The 16,635-nt window shown below is 69.0% G+C and carries 18 protein-coding genes; 17 read left to right on the top strand and 1 reads right to left on the bottom strand.

From position 1 onward, the window contains the following. Positions 1-109 precede the first annotated feature (109 nt). From ACW4TU_RS41150 to ACW4TU_RS41140, 3 genes are all read left to right on the top strand, one after another. Positions 110-1,399, top strand: coding sequence for a phage major capsid protein (locus tag ACW4TU_RS41150; RefSeq protein ID WP_457421970.1), 1,290 nt, complete (start codon positions 110-112; stop codon positions 1,397-1,399). Between the two features lie 83 nt (positions 1,400-1,482). Further along, positions 1,483-1,755 (top strand): hypothetical protein, encoded by a 273-nt coding sequence (locus ACW4TU_RS41145; protein ID WP_457421968.1) that lies wholly within the window; start codon positions 1,483-1,485, stop codon positions 1,753-1,755. A gap of 67 nt (positions 1,756-1,822) precedes the next feature. After that, complete coding sequence (locus ACW4TU_RS41140; RefSeq protein WP_457421966.1) at positions 1,823-2,314, top strand: hypothetical protein; 492 nt, start codon at positions 1,823-1,825, stop codon at positions 2,312-2,314. A gap of 105 nt (positions 2,315-2,419) precedes the next feature. Here the strand turns inward: ACW4TU_RS41140 and ACW4TU_RS41135 are convergent, their stop codons facing one another. After that, complete coding sequence (locus ACW4TU_RS41135) at positions 2,420-3,346, bottom strand: hypothetical protein (RefSeq protein WP_457421964.1); 927 nt, start codon at positions 3,344-3,346, stop codon at positions 2,420-2,422. Positions 3,347-3,714: 368 nt separating this feature from the next. Between ACW4TU_RS41135 and ACW4TU_RS41130 the strand changes: the two genes are divergently transcribed. From ACW4TU_RS41130 to ACW4TU_RS41065, 14 genes are all read left to right on the top strand, one after another. Further along, a complete protein-coding gene (locus ACW4TU_RS41130; protein WP_457421962.1) occupies positions 3,715-4,176 on the top strand; it encodes an IPT/TIG domain-containing protein in 462 nt (153 codons plus the stop codon). 153 nt (positions 4,177-4,329) lie between these two features. Next, positions 4,330-4,881: a hypothetical protein gene (locus ACW4TU_RS41125; RefSeq protein ID WP_457421961.1), complete on the top strand. Its 552-nt coding sequence runs from the start codon at positions 4,330-4,332 to the stop codon at positions 4,879-4,881. Positions 4,882-4,891: 10 nt separating this feature from the next. Continuing rightward, a complete protein-coding gene (locus tag ACW4TU_RS41120; RefSeq protein WP_457421959.1) occupies positions 4,892-5,743 on the top strand; it encodes a hypothetical protein in 852 nt (283 codons plus the stop codon). Between the two features lie 18 nt (positions 5,744-5,761). Further along, on the top strand, positions 5,762-6,094 hold the full coding sequence (locus ACW4TU_RS41115; RefSeq protein WP_457421957.1) for a hypothetical protein: 333 nt from the start codon (positions 5,762-5,764) through the stop codon (positions 6,092-6,094). After that, on the top strand, positions 6,094-6,630 hold the full coding sequence (locus ACW4TU_RS41110; protein WP_457421955.1) for a hypothetical protein: 537 nt from the start codon (positions 6,094-6,096) through the stop codon (positions 6,628-6,630). The genes ACW4TU_RS41115 and ACW4TU_RS41110 overlap by 1 nt, the downstream gene beginning before the upstream one ends. A gap of 40 nt (positions 6,631-6,670) precedes the next feature. Continuing rightward, positions 6,671-6,952 carry a DUF7210 family protein gene (locus ACW4TU_RS41105; RefSeq protein ID WP_457421953.1) on the top strand — a complete coding sequence of 94 codons (282 nt, stop codon included), beginning with the start codon at positions 6,671-6,673 and terminating at the stop codon, positions 6,950-6,952. Continuing rightward, complete coding sequence (locus tag ACW4TU_RS41100; RefSeq protein ID WP_457421951.1) at positions 6,952-7,377, top strand: hypothetical protein; 426 nt, start codon at positions 6,952-6,954, stop codon at positions 7,375-7,377. The genes ACW4TU_RS41105 and ACW4TU_RS41100 overlap by 1 nt, the downstream gene beginning before the upstream one ends. Before the next feature lie 73 nt (positions 7,378-7,450). Then, entirely contained in the window at positions 7,451-8,284 is an 834-nt protein-coding gene (locus ACW4TU_RS41095) for an IPT/TIG domain-containing protein (protein ID WP_457421949.1), read from the top strand. 139 nt (positions 8,285-8,423) lie between these two features. Beyond that, a complete protein-coding gene (locus ACW4TU_RS41090) occupies positions 8,424-8,951 on the top strand; it encodes a hypothetical protein (protein WP_457421947.1) in 528 nt (175 codons plus the stop codon). An 80-nt stretch (positions 8,952-9,031) separates the two neighbouring features. Further along, a complete protein-coding gene (locus tag ACW4TU_RS41085) occupies positions 9,032-9,256 on the top strand; it encodes a hypothetical protein (protein WP_457421945.1) in 225 nt (74 codons plus the stop codon). Further along, on the top strand, positions 9,249-13,286 hold the full coding sequence (locus ACW4TU_RS41080) for a hypothetical protein (protein ID WP_457421943.1): 4,038 nt from the start codon (positions 9,249-9,251) through the stop codon (positions 13,284-13,286). The genes ACW4TU_RS41085 and ACW4TU_RS41080 overlap by 8 nt, the downstream gene beginning before the upstream one ends. Then, the gene (locus tag ACW4TU_RS41075; protein WP_457421941.1) at positions 13,279-14,328 is read left to right on the top strand and encodes a hypothetical protein; all 1,050 of its coding nucleotides are present in this window, start codon (positions 13,279-13,281) and stop codon (positions 14,326-14,328) included. Before ACW4TU_RS41080 ends, ACW4TU_RS41075 begins: the two co-directional genes overlap by 8 nt. A 67-nt stretch (positions 14,329-14,395) precedes the next feature. After that, positions 14,396-15,367, top strand: coding sequence for a hypothetical protein (locus ACW4TU_RS41070; protein ID WP_457421939.1), 972 nt, complete (start codon positions 14,396-14,398; stop codon positions 15,365-15,367). After that, the gene (locus ACW4TU_RS41065) at positions 15,367-16,566 is read left to right on the top strand and encodes a hypothetical protein (protein WP_457421937.1); all 1,200 of its coding nucleotides are present in this window, start codon (positions 15,367-15,369) and stop codon (positions 16,564-16,566) included. Before ACW4TU_RS41070 ends, ACW4TU_RS41065 begins: the two co-directional genes overlap by 1 nt. Positions 16,567-16,635: the final 69 nt, after the last annotated feature.

Below are 16,635 nucleotides of genomic sequence, written 5' to 3'. Positions count from 1 at the left end.
ACGTTAGCAACCCTCTCCCTCTTTCATTCCGCCTGGCGTTGAGGCGTCCCGGTGCTGGCCGGGCGAGCGACGCACGTCAACCGCACCCAGCACAGGGAGAGCACCTCAAATGCCCACCGCACGTATCGAGGAACTGCAGAAGGCGCTCCAGCTCAAGTCCGCCGAGGCCGAGCGCATCAGCCAGACCTTCAAGGTCGAGGACGGCGGCCAGTTCGTTGTCTCCACCGACCAGGCCCAGGCCTTCCGGAAAATCTCCGGCGAGGCGCAGGAGATCAAGTCGCTCATCGACGCCGAGCAGGGCCTCGTCGAGATCAAGCAGTACCTCGAAGCCCCGGAGGCACCGCCCGCCGCAGCCAGCCACTACGGCCAGCGCCCCGGCATCGAGGAGAAGTCCCTCGGTGAGCTGTTCGTCGAGTCGGGCTCCTACCAGAGCGCCACCGCCCAGCACTTCCGTGACAAGCCGTACATCCGCGCCGACATCGAGGGCAAGAGCATCTTTTCCCTGTCCGCGGGCACGGTGACCCACCAGGTCCTCGGCTCCGCCCAGAACCTGGGCATCGCGGAGCGTCCGTTCCGGAAGTTCCACATCCGCGACCTGTTCCCCAAGAGCACCACCAAGAACGCCGTCCTGTACGGCGCGCGTGAGACCGGCTGGACGAACGCCGCCCGCCAGATCAAGGAGCGGTACGCCGCGGACGGCACGTCGCCGGCCACCGGAGCCGACACCGACACCTGGGGCCGCGCCCCGCGGTCGAAGCTCACGCTGACCCCGGTCATGTACCCGGTCGCCGAGGTCGCGCACCTGCTCGACTCGCACAAGAACATCCTGGCCGACGAGCCGCGCCTGAAGACCTTCATCAACACGAGGATGGTCGAGGGTGTGAAGTATTCGGAGGACTGGGACCTCCTGCACTCCGTGGGCGACGGCCAGTCTCTGACCGGGATCTACAACACCCCGGGGGTCCAGCAGTACACCGGTCTCGCAAGCGACCAGTACAGCGTCCAGATCCGGCGCAGCATCACGAAGGCCCTGCTCGCCGAGTACGACCCGACCGGCATCGTCCTGTCGCCCACGATGTGGGAGCACGTCGAGGTCGAGGAGGACAAGAACGGCGCCTTCCGCGTCGCCATCGCCGTCGCCATCGGCGCCGAGAAGAAGGTGTGGCGCCTCAACGTCGTCGAGACGACCGCGATGAGTGACAACGACTTCCTCATCGGCGCGTTCGGTCTCGGCGCGCAGCTCCACGACCGCGAGTCAGTCTCCGTGACCGTCTCGTCGGAGAACGCGGAGAACTACGAGAAGGGCCTGATCACGTTCCGTGCCGACGAGCGCCTGGCGCTCGAGATCCCGCGGCCGGAGTCCTTCGTGATCGGCACCTGGACCGACCCGACTCCCTGATCGAGGCCGGAGTGAGGGGGTGCACCCTGGCCACGGGTGTGCCCCTTCCCACGTACCACCATCACGACGACGGAGGACGCTCGGTGATCGAGAAACAACCCATAGGCCTCGCCCAGGAGCTGGACGCCCTCACAGGCATGCCCGCAGCTCACAGGGGCCCCCGCTGCAGCGTCGGTGCCCTCCTGGGAGCCGCAGATGCCGACGTGGCCGCATCGCTCCGTGCGGTGCTGGACACGACCAGCGTCTCCGCCACGGTCATCGCCGAGACGCTCAGCCGCTACGGCGACCCCGTGACGGCCTACACCGTCAACCGGCACAGGCGCTGCGGAAAGCCCAACGGATGCCGGTGCGAGTGATGACCCTGAACAACGAGCTGCAGGCGCTCCTCGAGCCTGTCTCCCACGACCAGAGCCAGGCCCCCAGGTGGAGCGCGCCTACCCGGTCACGCCGCGCGGCTGGGAGTCCGGCGTGCGCTACGAGCCCGGCGGCACCATGGTCGTCACCGCCCCGCCCGCCGACAAGCCGCCCGTGGGAGAGGCTGACTGGCGCAAGCGCGTCGAGGAGATGGGCCTCGCCACCCCCGACGGCTTCCGGGTCCGCCTCGTCGAGGCAAAGCACGACCCGGCCGCATGGCACCGCGACAACCAGGGCGACGACGCCGTCACCCGCGCGGTGTGGCGCTGCCGGTACGTCATCGAGCCCGGCGCTCCCGCGTGGCTGTCCGCCTGCGACGTCGGCGCCCTCGTCCGCGACGCGATGTGCCGCCGTCGGCAGCAAGGTGAAATAGGACCGGTCCACCCGCCTGACGGCGGGTGGACCGGTCCTTCATTCATTCGTCATCGCTCGACTCAGGCCCCTCGTTCGGAGGGGTGTCGGCAGCCTCGTCGACGTCCTTCTTCCGACGCATGTCGGTGATCTGGAGCACCAGCGCGCTGAGCGCGGCAAGAGCCGAGATTCCATCAATGATAGAGTTCATGTCCAAAATCGGTCCTTTGAGTCATGCAGGACCAGCATGCCGAGCTAGACGGTGAGGCGCCCTCCGCGCCCTCCGCGGTGATGCAGCCGACTGCGGACCCCGTGACGGTTACGTCGAGGGACCGCACACCCCGGCGCTCTGGGCACCCGAGGCTCCGCCATTACGAGCTCACCCGGCGGACGACATGGTCGGGGGGGAACATCAAATTCCACCACCCGCGACGCCTCGACCGTGTCGTCGACTTCGAGACGCGCAGCGAGCCTGGAAAGGAACTCGTTCCAGCTCGTCGGCTCTATCCCGATCACGGTCAGAACACGCAGAAGCGCCAACACAGCCTCTGCTTCATACAACAACCGCGTCTCATCCGAACCGCGGGCAGCCAGCGCCGGTCCGGCAATCCCACGACCCGACAGTTCCAGAAGCTTCTCCGGCGTCATGGTCTTCAGGCCGTCTTCCGACATGCCCCCCAGTGCGTTCAACGCCCACAGAGGGATCTCAGCTGCCTTCAGTACACGCAGACGACGATGGTGGCCTCCTCCCAACGCCGCCTGCTCACCCTGCAGCTTCTCGATCTGCTCGGCGAAGCGCCACAGTCGAGCAACGTACTCAACGGCCTGGTTGGTCAGCAGCAGAGACCCCACGCGAGGCATGCTCGCCTCATTGGCCTCTGGCGTCTCGCTCACCTTCGCGGCGAGGACCAGGAGCTCATCCGCCCTGCGCTCACACAGCTGAGCGAACGGAGTTTCCGGGGCGACGCACTTCGCCAGCTCCCGCAGCAGCACAATCTGATCCGCGACCCCGAGGTCCGCGAGGGAATGCTCCTGGATGTCGACGGATCGGCCATGCGCAAAGCAGTTCCGCGCATAGTCGATATCCTGCGCCGCGTCTGCCGAGACAGTCGCCATGAGGCGCTGGGCCTGACGGAGGGAGAAAGCTCCCACCCATGCCCGGCCCCAATAGTCGAATTCCACACGGCGATCATACCAACCTCCGCTCAACTCGGTTCGCTGATACGGGTGATAGCGCGAAACGCTCCTTGGACATCAGGAGCATGTTCGCTCTGTTTCTCCGCAGGTCACAGAGCAACTGCGTGCACGCCTGGCCGGAAAAGTCCAGAAGCAGAGCCCTCACCGATGGAGTGACCTGCAGCGCGCCCAGGACGAGCGCCGCCGCGGCCCCGGCAAGCAGCACGACAGCGGACGACCGTAGTCGCACGGAGCACACCAAGATCATTCTTGCCCAATTGGGCAAGCGCCTCCTTCCCCCGGTAGCGCGCGACCCAAGCCGGCGCCGTACTCCATCCTTCGCCGGCCACCCGACCCAGAAGGGAACAACCCCCATGCTCTACAAGGAAGACGGGACGCTGATCAAGAAGTCGGCGTTCCCCGCGTCCGCCGTACCGGACGCGCCGATGCGGATCACCGAGGACGTGTACGAGACGAAGGCCTATGGGCCCGGCGACGGCCGCCCCGAAGGTTCCCGGCACCACCTGCTCTACCAGGTCGGGACGATCGTCCCCCAGTCCGAGATCGACCGCCTCTTCGCTCCGGCCGCGACCGTCGTAACCGTCAGCCCGGCAACCGGTCCGGCTGTGGGTGGGACCACCGTCACTATCAAGGGCACCCGCCTCGCCGGCGTCACCGCGGTCAACTTCGGCGCCACCGCGGGCACCGAACTCAAGCGCATCTCCGACACCGAACTGCGCGTGAAGACGCCCGCGGGATCGGCGGGTGCCGCCAACGTCGTCGTCGCAGCCGACTCCGGCACCGTCACGAAGACCGGCGGCTTCGCCTACGCCTGATCCGCCTGACCCGGGCGGCCCCTCCGCACCAACCAGGGGCCGCCCGGGTCACCTCGCCCGCTCCCGCTCGCTCGAGGCAGGGCGCGACACAAGCAGCGTCCGGTGTGCAGGGTGCGCGCCGTCCGGACAATCACCCCCGAGAGGGAGCCACTCATGGCAGGCACCGCCCGTACCCGTAAGACCGCGACCGCGAATCTCGCGGCGGCCTCCGGCTCCACCACCGAGGCCGCGGAGTCGGCCAGCACCGCGGCGGCGGACGAGTCCGCGCCCGCTGGAGACGCCAACACCACGGCGGCGGCAGCCGAGGAGACGGCCCCGGCCGACAGTGCCGCGAAGGCGCCCGAAGCCGCACCGCTCGAGCCCCCGGCCGTCCAGGAGCCCCCGGCGGCACCCGCGGCACCCGTGTACGCCACCCCCACCGAGGTCATCCCCGACGAGGAGAACCTCGCCGAGGTCATCATCGACGACGCCACGAAGCAGCCCCCGGCCGACGTCGACTCCGTATTCGTCCCGCTCACCGAGTACGGCTCCGTCCTCGTCTGCACTGTGCGCCTGATCGAAAAGACGTTCCTCGGGCCGCACCGAAACCCCGTGCACCGGCTCCTGCAGCCCGCGGGCGCTCACGTCTCCGAGGGCGTCGCCGCGCGCATCAAGGAGCGACTGCAGCTCCAGGCCGACCGGCTCGCCGACCAGGCCGAGAAGTAAGGAGCCCGGGGTGTACGACTATCGGCCCATGTACGGCGGGGCGCACTACGACCCCGAACCGGCGGGAGGACATGTCACCAGCGTGTCCCTCTACGACGGCCCGGACCGCACCACCTTCGTGGCGGGCGCCGGACCGGCCGCCCGGCTGCGCGCCGGCGTCTACCGGTTCGCGCTCCCGGATGTGCCTCCCGGCCGCTACTGGGCCACCGTCACCTTCACCCCGAGCGAGGGAGCCCGGCCCGTCAAGGACGAGTCCGTACGCCTGGACTTGCCCCTCGGGCTGGGCCTCGTCACCTCCCCCGAAGCAGTCGCCAAGGAACTCGGCGTCCCGCTCCCTCTCACTGCCGAGCAGCGCGACGACCTGCTCACCGCCATCCGCAGGGCACAGTCCGACGTCGTCGGATACCTGGGTCAGCCCGTCATCCCCCAGCTCGTCACCCGTACCGCACTAACACCCCACTGGGGCAGGGGCGACAGACTCGAGGACCCCGCCTCGTGGCCGTTCGAGGTCGACGACCCGGTCCAGGTCTCCGCCTACCGCAACCGCGGAGATGGCACCTACGACGTCGACTTCCTGGTCGGATTCGACGGCGCCGCCAACGACCCCGTCGTCCGGTACGTCACCACTCACGCCGCGGAGTCCGAGCGCCTGCGCCCCGGCGACGTCGGCTCCCAGGGCCGCCGCGTGTCCTCCGTCAGCGCGGAGGGACAGTCGATCTCCTACGAGTCGGCCCCGACCGCCGGCCAGGCCGGCGCACTGCCCGAGCTCAGCGGCCTCTCCCGTTGGAAGCGCCGCCTGTTCCAGCCCCTCAACCGGCCCGTACGCCCACCGTGGCCGTACTCCTCCACCCGCGGCCGCTGACGAAGGGAGCTGCCGACCATGGCCGTCGTGCTGCCGAACGCCATGCTCACGGTGTACGTGCTCGCCCACCCCTGGGCGCGCGACGCCAATGGCGTGCCCGTACCACCGAACCCGAACCAGAAGCCGGCCGCGCGCGGCACCTGGCCCGGATCGGTCCTCGAGCAGCCCGACGGCTCGTGGACGGTACGGCTCGACCCGCAGGCCTGGCCGGTCAAGGAGGGCGACACCATCTCCGACGAGACCGGCCGGTCATGGACGCTGTCGAGCACCCGCGAGCACGCCGTCCCAGGCGTCCCTGATGTCGACTACGTCCAGGCCACCGCCACGCTCAACCCGCCAGAGGTGCCGTGATGGCCGGTGCGAAGTTCACGCCCGCGCAGGGCCTGGAGGCGCAGCTCGCCCGCATGCTGGCCCCTGCGGTGCAGCGCATCGCCCACCAGGTCGAGATCGAGGCGAAGCGCCTGGCCCCGCCCACCAAGCGATGGGTGACCATGGGCGACGACAAGGTCCGCCCCACCCACGTCTCCGCCAACGGGCAGGAAGTCCCCGGGAATCTGCGCTTCGCGATCGACTCCATGCGCTGGGACATGGTGCACCGCGGCGTCGGCCCCACGACGTACATGCTCGAGCCGCTCGACAAGAGCTCCCGGGCCGTCGCCAACCTCAAGAACTGCCGCTGCCGCGCCCACAAGGACCCGGAGGGCATCGCCCGGCACATCAACACCGGTCAGCTGGTCGTCGCCGGGAAGCGGGTCACGGTCACCGTCTCCGTCCAGGCCCCTCTGGTCGTCGAGGCCGAGGTGGGCACCGTCTACCCGGGCAACCTGCGCGCCGACGGCACACACTTCATGTCCCGCGCGGCCGCGATCGTCGCCGCCCGCCGCTGACGACGCGACACAAGCGGCCCGCGCCCGCACAGTGCGCGCCATGGCTACGAACTCCACCACCAAGAAGCCCGCCGCGGACGCCGCGGCGGAGGAATCCGTCGAGGCAGTCACCGAGACCGCCCCGGCCTGCTCCGCCCGCACGGTGGCCGTCGACCCGGACGTCGTCGGCCCCGCGCTGCCCGCCGCCGTCGACCCGGTCACCGTCACTCTGGCGCACCATCACACCATCGACGGCACCGACTACCCGCCGGGCGCCAAGCTCCTCGTCTCCCCGGACTACGCCCAACGGCTGCGCGGCCAGGGCTACGCCACCCAGGTCTGATGAGCGAGCTCACCGTGGCGGACGCGGATCCCGTCTCCGCGCTCCTCACCTGGCTGCAGACACACCCGGAGGTCGCCGACGCGCTCGGCGGCCCCGGCCGTGTGTCCGGAGTCGAAGAGGCGCCCTGGCCGCACCTGCGTATCGACCACGGGCCCGGCGGAGACCTGCGGGACCTGAACTGGGCCACCTCACCGGAGGTGACGCTCGAGGCGTACGGCGACCCGGGCGGATGGCCTGGCAAGGCCGAACTGCGGCGGATCCTGCTGCGCTGCGCCCAGGCCGCCCAGGAACTCGCAGAGGCGCCCCACGTCGCCGGCCAACCGGTCCTCAGCGGCATCAAACCGTCCGGACTGCTCGTGTGGTCGCCGCTCGTCGACGGCCAACCCAGGTGGGTCATGAACCTCTCCGTCACCGTGCATCCGTGACGACGCGACGTTAACCACCCCGGCTCTCCAAGGTGTCCGCGCCCCACCACCGGACACCAAGGAGAAGCCCGCCATGGCTGGCGAGACCACGAACAACAACGAGATCCTCATCCCTCAGCTCAGCCGCATGTGGCTGGCTCCCGTCGGGACCGTCGCCCCGGCCGACGCCACCGTGGCCATGCCCGAAGGCTGGTACACGGTCGGCCTGTTCACCGAGGACTCCCTCAAGTTCAACTCCGAACCGAACTTCGAGCAGGTCCGATCCGCGCAGTCCTCCTACCCCACCCGCACGTTCCAGACGACCGACGCGGCAACCGTCGAGGTGGACCTCCAGCAGTGGTCCGTCCGCAACTTCAAGGCGGTGTACGGCGGCGGCAGCATCACGGCCGTCTCCCCGGCCGCGGGAGGCGGGAAGCACTTCCGTTTCGCCCCGCCCCGCATCGGCGGCCGCACCGAGATCGCCGGCTGCATCGAGGTCATCGACGGTGGCAAGCACTACCGCTACGTCATCCCCCGCACGATGCAGATGGAGGGCGTTTCCAAGGAGCTCGCCAAGACCAAGGAGAGCGTCCTGCCACTGCGCCTGGCCGTCCAAGGCGGCGACGACACGGATGCCTGGTACGTACTCACCGACGACCCGGCGTTCCAGCCCCCGACGCCGACGATCGCCACCATCACGCCGTCGGGCGGCCCGGCCGCGGGCGGCACCGCCGTCACGATCACCGGCACGGACCTCGGCAGCGTGACCGCAATCAAGTTCGGCACCGTGACCGGCACCGGTCTGATCCTCAAGAACGACACCGAGCTGTCCGTGATCTCCCCGGTCGGGACCACCGGCGCGAAGGACGTCGTGGTCGTGTCCGCGGGCGGCGACGTCACCAAGACCGGCGGCTTCACCTACGCGTGAACCCACCCTGCGGCCGCCCCTCTTTGCCCTGATCAAGCGGGGCGGCCGCACGGCGCGACATAAGCCGCGCAGCGCTGCCACTGTCCGCGCGCTGCCGAAACCGGCAACCCAGCACCACACTCATGAAGAGGTCACGCACATGTCGTACGTCATCGACCTGGACGCCGAGCGCCGCGAGGTTCAGTACCCCGACGGCATCCCCGTGAAGTTCCGCGGCGAACAGTTCATCTTTCCGGCGGAGCTGCCGGCCGCGGCTCTCGACCCGATCCTTTCCGACGAGCTGGACCTGGTGGGTCTCCTCGGCGACGTCATCAACTCCAACGACGGCGACGCAGGCATCAAGGAAGTGGTCGCCGCCCTCTTCCGGCGCCCGTCCCTGCCCCGCAAGTTCCTCGAGGCAGTCCGCGAGACGTACGAGGTCCTCCTCGACAAGGAGCAGCACGAGGCGTTCCTCGAACGGAAGCCGTCCGTCCCGGACTACATCCGCCTCACGACCGGCCTGGCCAGGGTCTACGGAGTTGAGTTGGGAAAGCTCTTTCGGTCGGCCGACTCCTCCGAAACCGATGGAGCGACGTCGAGTCCGACCTCTCCCGATTCCACGGAATCGACGCCCGACGCGTCTGGCTTCGTCCCGGACAGCCCGGATTCCTCGGACTCCGTCGACTGACCTCCCTCCTCGACGGCCTGCCAGACGACTCCCGGGTCCGTTCAGCCCCCCTCGGTGGCTGGACCAAGGTCCTCGAGCTCATGGCGCTGATCGTCGAGGAGATCGGGCTCCTGGCCGCAGACAAGCGGCGCGAGGAGCCGACCACCATCGTTCGCCCGCCGCGCTCCGACGCCACGACGCGCAGCGGCCCCGGCATCCCGCCCCGGCCGTCGCAGTCCGCCCAGGAACGGCAGGCGCCCCGCATGAGCGGCCATCGGCAGATGCTCGCCGCCGCCGTGCAGAGAGGAATGGTCCGTAGTGGGTGAGGGCCTGCAGGCCGGTCGCCTCGACGTGCCGGTCGTCGCTGATCTTTCAGGGTTTGCGGAGCGGCTGCGCACTGCCGTCGAGACGGCCGCCGAGGGCCTGGCCGCCAAGGTCAAGGTCGAGGTCGACGGCAAGGGGCTCAAGCGCCGCTTGAACGAGGTCGTCAAGGAGGCGTCCAAGGGCGTCACCGCGAAGATCCGTGTCGAGATCGACGAGGACCGTTTCCGTGCCTCCCTCGACGGCATCCGTCGCCGCATCGGCGACGCCGACCTGGACCTTCCCGTCCGGCCCGACGGGGACGGCTCGTCGAGCGGCGGTCTCCTCGGCCAGCTCCGCAGGCTCATCACCGGCGCCCAGGGCGAGGCCGACCGAAACCCGGTCAACGTTCCGGTGAACATGCGGATGCCGGGGTCGGGCCGCCGCGGTCTGCGGATGCTCGGCATCGGGGCCATCGTCTCCCTGTTGCAGCCTGCGGTCGCTCTCATCGGCCAGTACGGCGCGGGCCTGACCGCCCTCGTCTCCGCGGCCGCGCCCGCGGTCGGTGTCCTCGGCGCGATCCCCGGGCTGATCACCGCGGCGGGCACCGCGGCGGTCGGCACGAAAATCGCGTTCAACGGCTTCGGTGAAGCGCTCAAGCAGTCGAACGCGGCGCAGCAGATGCTCGCCGCGGACGGCAAGGTCACCGAGGCGCAGCAGAAGAAGCTCAAGGAGTCGCTGGACAAGCTCTCGCCGTCGGCCCGGGACGCGGTCAAGTCCGTCTCCTCGCTGCAAGGGGCGTGGAGCAAGGTCCGCATGTCCGTCAGCGACCGCTTCTTTTCCAAGGTCTCCGACGACATCAAGCCCTTGGCGAAGGCCGTTTTCCCGCTCCTGGAGGACGCCCTCGGAGACTCCGCGGCCCAGATGGGAAACCTCGCGGAACGCGGCGCCAAGGCCATGCAGACCGGCCCGTTCCGCAAGGACTTCAAGACCGTCGCATCTTCGAACTCGCGGGTCCTCGGCCACCTGACCGACGGCCTCGCCAACATGGCCGCCGCCACCGGGGACTTCCTCGTGACCAGCGGTCCGTTCGCCGAACGGGTCTCGCGCGGCGGCGAGCGCCTGACGCAATGGTTCCGGGCCTCCGTGAAGGCGGGGCGGGAAACCGGCAGCCTCGCCAAGTTCCTGGATCACGCCGGCGACAAAGCCGCGCAGCTCGGCCGGACCACCGGCAGCCTCATCTCGGGGCTCGGCGGTGTCGGCCGTGCGGCCATGGATACCGGCAACGCGCTGCTCAACGGCCTCGAGGGCAGCATGCTGCGGTTCGAGCGCTGGGCGAACTCCGGCGTCGGCCAGCGGGTGATGCAGCAGTTCTTTTCGGACGCTGCGCCCGTATTCCATGAGGTCAACGCGCTGTTCGGCGACATGATGCGCGGGATGGGCCGGTCCATGAGGGACGGCGGCATCCTCGACCTGGTCCGGCAGATCCGCACCGAGCTCATGCCGGCCTTGGGTACGTTCTTCAACGCCCTCGGCCAGACCGTCGGCCCCGCGATCATCTCGGTGATCTCGAACATCGCCACGGCGATCGGCAACGTGTCGGCGGCCGGCTCCGGCCTCGGCGTACTGCTCGTGGCGTTCAGTGGCCTGCTGCAGATCTTCAACGGAATCATGGGAGTTGTCCCCGGGGCGAACGTGGCCCTGGCGACCTTCCTGGGCGTGATGCTCGCCCTCAAGGTGGTCAGCGGCGTCGCCAACATGCTGCGTTCCTTTGGGACCTCCGTGACTGCTGCGGGAACCTCCGCGCGCACGCTCGGCACCACGATGCGCGGCAGTCTGGGCCCTGGAGTCCTCGGCCCACAGGTCACCATGTGGCAGCGCATGGGGCTCGCCTACCGGGGCGCCGCCACACAGGGGAACCGCTTCACCGGAGCGATGCGCGGGATCGGCGCGGCCAACCAGGTCGCGTCCCGCGCCATCGGCGGCATCACCTCAGCCCTCGGTGGCCCGCTGGGCATCGCTCTCATCGGCGTCACTATCGGCCTCGGCCTCCTCGCCTCCTGGCAGGAGGAGGCCGCCCGCGCCACTCAGGCCCACCAGGAGCGCGTGACGTCCCTGACGGACGCCCTGATCGCCTCGGGCGGCGCGATCGACGCCAACGTCCGTGCCCAGGCCGCGCAGCTCCTGCAGGACACCGAGCTCGCCGACGGCAAGGGCAAGCTGGTCGACAGTGTCCGCGAGGCAGGTGTCAGCCTCGGCGACCTGACGAACGCCTACCTCGGGCAGGGCACGACCCTCGACGATCTACAGAAAAAGCTCCAGGAGACGGCCGACTCCCACAAGGTGTGGATCACCACCGCGGCCGGCGCCGCACAAGCGTGGGATGACGAGGGCCTCGCCGCGATCCGGGCGAAGGACGCCATCGGCACCGTGAAGGGCGAACTCGAGGACAGCCAGAAGAGGCACAAGGAACTCGGCGACGCGATCAACCAGTCGGGCACCACCGGCACCGATGCGTACGGCCGTCTCCAGTCCGCCGTGACCACGTTCGGTGACAAAACGAAGTCGGCGGACGAGCGAGTCGACGCCCTCAAGCGGGCGCTGGACGCGCTGAACGGCAACACGCAGAGCTTCCACGACGCTGAGACCCAGCTCAACGCCGTGATGCTCCAGATCGACGACACGATGAAGTCGAACATCGAGAAGGCCGACGGCTGGGGCAAGTCGCTCGTCGCGAACGACGGTCTGGTCAACACCGCGACGAAGAACGGGCAGACCCTCAACGGCCAGCTCACGGAGCTGCGCGACGGCATGCTCGGCGTGGCCACCCGGGCGCAGGAAGCCGCGGAACAGGGCCTCATGCCTATGTCCGAAGCGATGGACAAGAGCCAGGATGCGATGGACAGGGCCCGCGCGAAGGCCCTCCAGCTCGCTGCGGACATGGGCATCCCGAAGGCCGAGGCCAAGGCGCTCGCGGATCAGATGGGGTTCGTCCCGGACACCATCAACACGCTCGTCACTGCGACCGGCATTCCCCAGGCGATGGCCGAGGTCCTCGCCCTGCGCGGGAAGCTAGAGAGCATCAAGCCAGGCAAGGCCATCCAGATCACAGCGCCCACGATCGGAGCGCGGCAACAGCTCGAGGCGCTCGGCTTTACCGTGCAGCGGATCCCCGGCAGTAAGAAGGTGTCGGTCACCGCTCCGACGGGTGGGGCGCGCGTGAACATCGCCGCTCTGGCCCAGGACATCGCCAACGCGCCGGACAAGAAGAAGGTCACCGTCCAGGCGATCATCCAGAAAGCCACCGGCGACCTCAAGAACGTCCAGGAGAAGGTGGCGGGCCTGCCCAAGGGCAAGTCCATCGACATCAAGGCGCCGACGAAGACGGCCCAGGCCGCGCTCAAGGATCTCGGATACAAGATCACGACCGTCGACGGATCGAACGGCAAGACGGTCCGGATCACCGCCCCCACCAAGACGGCTCTCGCCAACGTGCAGGCCATTCAGAGCAAGATCAACGGCCTCACCGGCAAGACCGTCCACGTCACCGTCCAGTACAGCGAGTCAGGCAAACCGGCCGTCGTCCGGACCCACGCGGACGGCGGGATCGTCCAGTACGCCAACGGCGGCATCCGTGCGGCCACCAACCGCATCAAGACATTCGCGGCCGGCGCTGAGCGGCACATCGCGCAGATCGGACGACCGGGCGAGATCCGCGTATGGAATGAGCCGGAGACCAAGGGCGAGGCATACGTCCCCTTGGCCCCCAGCAAGCGCAAGCGCAGCAAGGCCATCCTCGAGCGCGTGGCGGAGATGTTCGGCGGCCAGGTCGTGTACTTCGCCCAGGGAGCCCTCCGTCAGTACGCGAACGGCGCCGTGCGCAGCACCACGGCGAGCAGGCCCCGCTCCCGGACGACCACTTCAACGGCCGCCGGGGCGCTCGTCGGCGGTGACCTCAACCTGAACATCGGTGCGGTCGAATCGACTGGAAATGCTTTGGAGGACGCCATGTTCGAGCTGCGCCGCATCCGTCTGGGAGGGGGCGCCAATGCGTGACGGTGACTGGCACCTCGGCTACAACGCGGCTGACAACCTGCCGGGCGCTGCGCTGACCTTCGGCCGTCGGGCCTCAGGCATCTACTGCCTGGCCGAGCCGGATGTTTCCTTCTCCGACCCGCAGGTGGGCGATGCGGCGTTGCCGGGCGAGGACGGCATCCGTCTCGGCCGGGACTATCAACGACAGACCACCGTCACGTTCGAGCTGGGTGTCGACGGCGTGGACGGCCCCGTGGACCGGCACTGGCCGATGCGTCCATGGGCGCGCGGCGCGCGGATCGGTGACTGGAGTGACAGCGAGTTGGTGATGGCGTACGCGCACAAGCGGGGCGGGCCGTGGGACTGGGGATCGGAGGGTGTTGACCTGTTGCGGCAGGTGTGGCGGGCCGATGCGATCCGTATGAAGTCGACCCGGGTCTCGTGGCTTCTGCACAGGACGGCGGGCCGTACGCGGCGGATGTACGGGCGTCCCCGGAAGCTGGCGGTCTCCCATTCCCGGCTGACGAGGCAGGGTTACACGCCGGTGGTGGCCGAGTTCGTGGCGGTCGATGACCGGTTCTACGACGAGACGGAGAAGTCCGAGGAGTTGTGGGACTTCTACCTGGGGGGCCGGCCGTCGCGTCCGTGGAGGCCTGTTCTCAATGACGGGCAGGCGTATTTCAACACGTCGCGGAAGACGGCGTCGGTGAAGCAGTTGGGCCGGCTGCCGACCTATCCGGTGATCGTGATCCACGGGCCGTGCAAGAACCCGAGGGTCATGCTGACGCCGAATTTGTGGGCGGTTCAGCTGGCGATGACGATCGGGGCCGACGATCACGTGACGATCGATCCGCGCCCGTTCGCGCGCACGGTGATCCACACCAGGGGTTCGGCTACGGCGTCGGTGGCCGACAAGCTGACGCGGGCGAGTCCGAGGATGGGCGCGATGGCGATCCCGCCCGGGTACTGGACTGCGGTCCTGGGTTACACCCGGTCCTCCGCGAAGTATTTGGACGGTCCGCGGGTGGAGATCAAATGGCGTGACGCCTACGGCTGGTGGTGAGTGGGCGACAGTAGGCGTACGAGCCGTTCAGCCTCTCTTCTCCGGTACGGACAAGGAGCGGTGAGAGATGACGTGGGACGGCATTCCGTGGTTTATCGAGGGCACGACGGCGAGTGAGGAGACGCTGCGCCTGGTCGTCGAGGCGGCCGTGTGCGGTGGTGAGGGCATCGTGGGCCCGGCGGATCTCCTGGTGACCGCGCTGGAGGCCCCGGCGGGCGCGGTTCAGGTCGGCGCGGGGGCGTTGGTCGCCCGGCGGCGGGCGGCTGCGGGCGGTGGCGCCCAGTCGTACGCGGCGCGGTTGCCGACGGCTGAGCAGGTGGTGATCGAGGCGACCGGGGTCGACGGGCCCCGTACGGACCTGATCGTCGCCCGGGTGGAGGACCCGTACGGCGGGGAGACGTGGCCGGAGCCCGAGGATCCCACCGTCGGACCGTACGTGTTCACCCGGGTCATCTCGGATGTGCCGCCGGGTACCACGAGCGTCCTCGACATCGCGCCCGACTCGACCGCGATCACGCTGGCCCGCGTCGACGTGCCGGCGTCGACGAGCGCGGTGACCGCGGGCATGGTCACGGACCTGCGGCAGATGGCCCGGCCCCGTACGCAGACCGTGCGCCGCTACCTGTTCGGGGCGTGGACACCGCCGGACGACGTCGGCCCGGTCACGGATGTGTGGGAGGTCTTCCCGCTCGGGGCGACGTGGGCGGAGAGGGTCCCGCCGTGGGCGACGCATGTGAGCGTGCACGCCCACATCGCGGGACTGCTGCACCCGGATACGGCGGAGGCGTACGGGCAGGTGCGGGTGGCGTTCGGTGAGCAGCGGGGGGTGGGGATGCCGTACGCGGCGGCGGTACAGGTGGGCCGCCTCGCGGTGCAGTGCGGCCATCGCTTCACGCTCGCTCCGGCGGACCGGGGGGAGGTGCTGACGCTGGCGGTCGAGGGCATCGGTACGAGTGGCGTCACCGGTGTGGTGCGGGCCGACGCATACACCGTGCTGTCGGTGGAGGTCGCCTACGAGCAGGCGCCGGTGAGTGCCTGATGGCGTGGCGGTACATCGCCCAGCGGGTCACGACGGGGGACTTTCTGGACTGGGACGTCCCGTTCGTGCCGGACAGCCCTCCGCGGCGGGAGCTGAACGGGCCCGGTCTGATGCAGGGGACGATCGAGCCGGAGTACATGCGGCTGATGTCGAAGCCGGACGGGATGCCGGTCATCTCCGAGTGGGCCACCGCCCTGTACGCGGAGTTCGAGGGCAACATCCGGTGGGGCGGCATCGTGACCAACGTGTCGTACGAGGGGCAGGCCATGAAGGTGGTGTGCGCCGGCTACACCGCCTACCCCCACGCGATGCCGTATCTCGGATCGGTGATCCGCTCGGGTGCGAAGGTCCCCCAGAAATATGCGTGGGAGGGGCGGGACAAAAATCATGACGGCTACATCGACGGAACCCGTCCGAAGCGGAAGATGCCGCCAAGGCCGAAGGACAAGATCACCACCCGGTGGGACGCATACGACGTCGTACGGCACGTCTGGGCTCACCTCCAGTCCTTCCAGCGCGGCAAGCTGGCGGTGACGCTCGATTCGCACGACTCGGGTTACAAGCTGGGTGCGGCGTCCGGTGCCGATCCGTGGGAGCTGTTGTGGTGGGACAGCCCCGACTGCGGCAACACGATCACTGAGGTGATGAATCTGGCGCAGGCGGACTTTCTGGAGCGGCATTTCTGGGACGGGTCGAAGGAGGTGATCCGGCATCACGTCGACCTGGGCACTCGGCGGCTGGGCAGGGTCCGCGGCGATCTGCGGTTCGCCTCCAGCGAGAACATCATCGAGTACGCCACCGCCCAGGGGCAGGGCGACTATTTCGCCAACCAGATCTACGTGCTGGGCAAGGGCTCGGGGCAGAAAACACCCCGGGTCCGTGTCCTTCTGGACGACAAGCGGGTGCGCCGGGCCAGGGTCCTCGCCCGTAAGAACACCGCGAACCTCTCGGCGTTGACCCAGGTCGGACGGCAGGAACGGGCGAGGCACGGTCAGCAGCTCACGATCCCGTCCGTCGCCATCAAGCATCACCCCAACGCTGCGCTCGGCTCCTGGGCGCTCGGCGACCGCATCCTCCTCCAGGTCGACGTGCCGTGGATCGGTGAACTCGCTATCTGGCACCGCATCGTGGCCGAGGAGATCGACCCGGCCGCCGGCACCGCGGTCCTCTCGCTGACCCGCAGCGACTTCTACGGCTGACCAGGCCGCGACGTTAACCCCTTCCCCCTTCCACTCTCCCGCCTGTCCCGGAGATCCCGGTGGCCGTGG

This window comes from Streptomyces kryoterrae, from assembly GCF_054072135.1.
This window is presented reverse-complemented; position numbering and strand designations above follow the sequence as displayed.

Coding starts and splice junctions, on each gene's coding strand:
- ACW4TU_RS41070 (WP_457421939.1), top strand. CDS start 14,396: ATGACGTGGGACGGCATTCCGTGGTTTATCGAGGGCACGACGGCGAGT.
- ACW4TU_RS41110 (WP_457421955.1), top strand. CDS start 6,094: ATGGCCGGTGCGAAGTTCACGCCCGCGCAGGGCCTGGAGGCGCAGCTC.
- ACW4TU_RS41125 (WP_457421961.1), top strand. CDS start 4,330: ATGGCAGGCACCGCCCGTACCCGTAAGACCGCGACCGCGAATCTCGCG.
- ACW4TU_RS41085 (WP_457421945.1), top strand. CDS start 9,032: ATGGCGCTGATCGTCGAGGAGATCGGGCTCCTGGCCGCAGACAAGCGG.
- ACW4TU_RS41075 (WP_457421941.1), top strand. CDS start 13,279: ATGCGTGACGGTGACTGGCACCTCGGCTACAACGCGGCTGACAACCTG.
- ACW4TU_RS41115 (WP_457421957.1), top strand. CDS start 5,762: ATGGCCGTCGTGCTGCCGAACGCCATGCTCACGGTGTACGTGCTCGCC.
- ACW4TU_RS41095 (WP_457421949.1), top strand. CDS start 7,451: ATGGCTGGCGAGACCACGAACAACAACGAGATCCTCATCCCTCAGCTC.
- ACW4TU_RS41130 (WP_457421962.1), top strand. CDS start 3,715: ATGCTCTACAAGGAAGACGGGACGCTGATCAAGAAGTCGGCGTTCCCC.
- ACW4TU_RS41150 (WP_457421970.1), top strand. CDS start 110: ATGCCCACCGCACGTATCGAGGAACTGCAGAAGGCGCTCCAGCTCAAG.
- ACW4TU_RS41100 (WP_457421951.1), top strand. CDS start 6,952: ATGAGCGAGCTCACCGTGGCGGACGCGGATCCCGTCTCCGCGCTCCTC.
- ACW4TU_RS41065 (WP_457421937.1), top strand. CDS start 15,367: ATGGCGTGGCGGTACATCGCCCAGCGGGTCACGACGGGGGACTTTCTG.
- ACW4TU_RS41090 (WP_457421947.1), top strand. CDS start 8,424: ATGTCGTACGTCATCGACCTGGACGCCGAGCGCCGCGAGGTTCAGTAC.
- ACW4TU_RS41105 (WP_457421953.1), top strand. CDS start 6,671: ATGGCTACGAACTCCACCACCAAGAAGCCCGCCGCGGACGCCGCGGCG.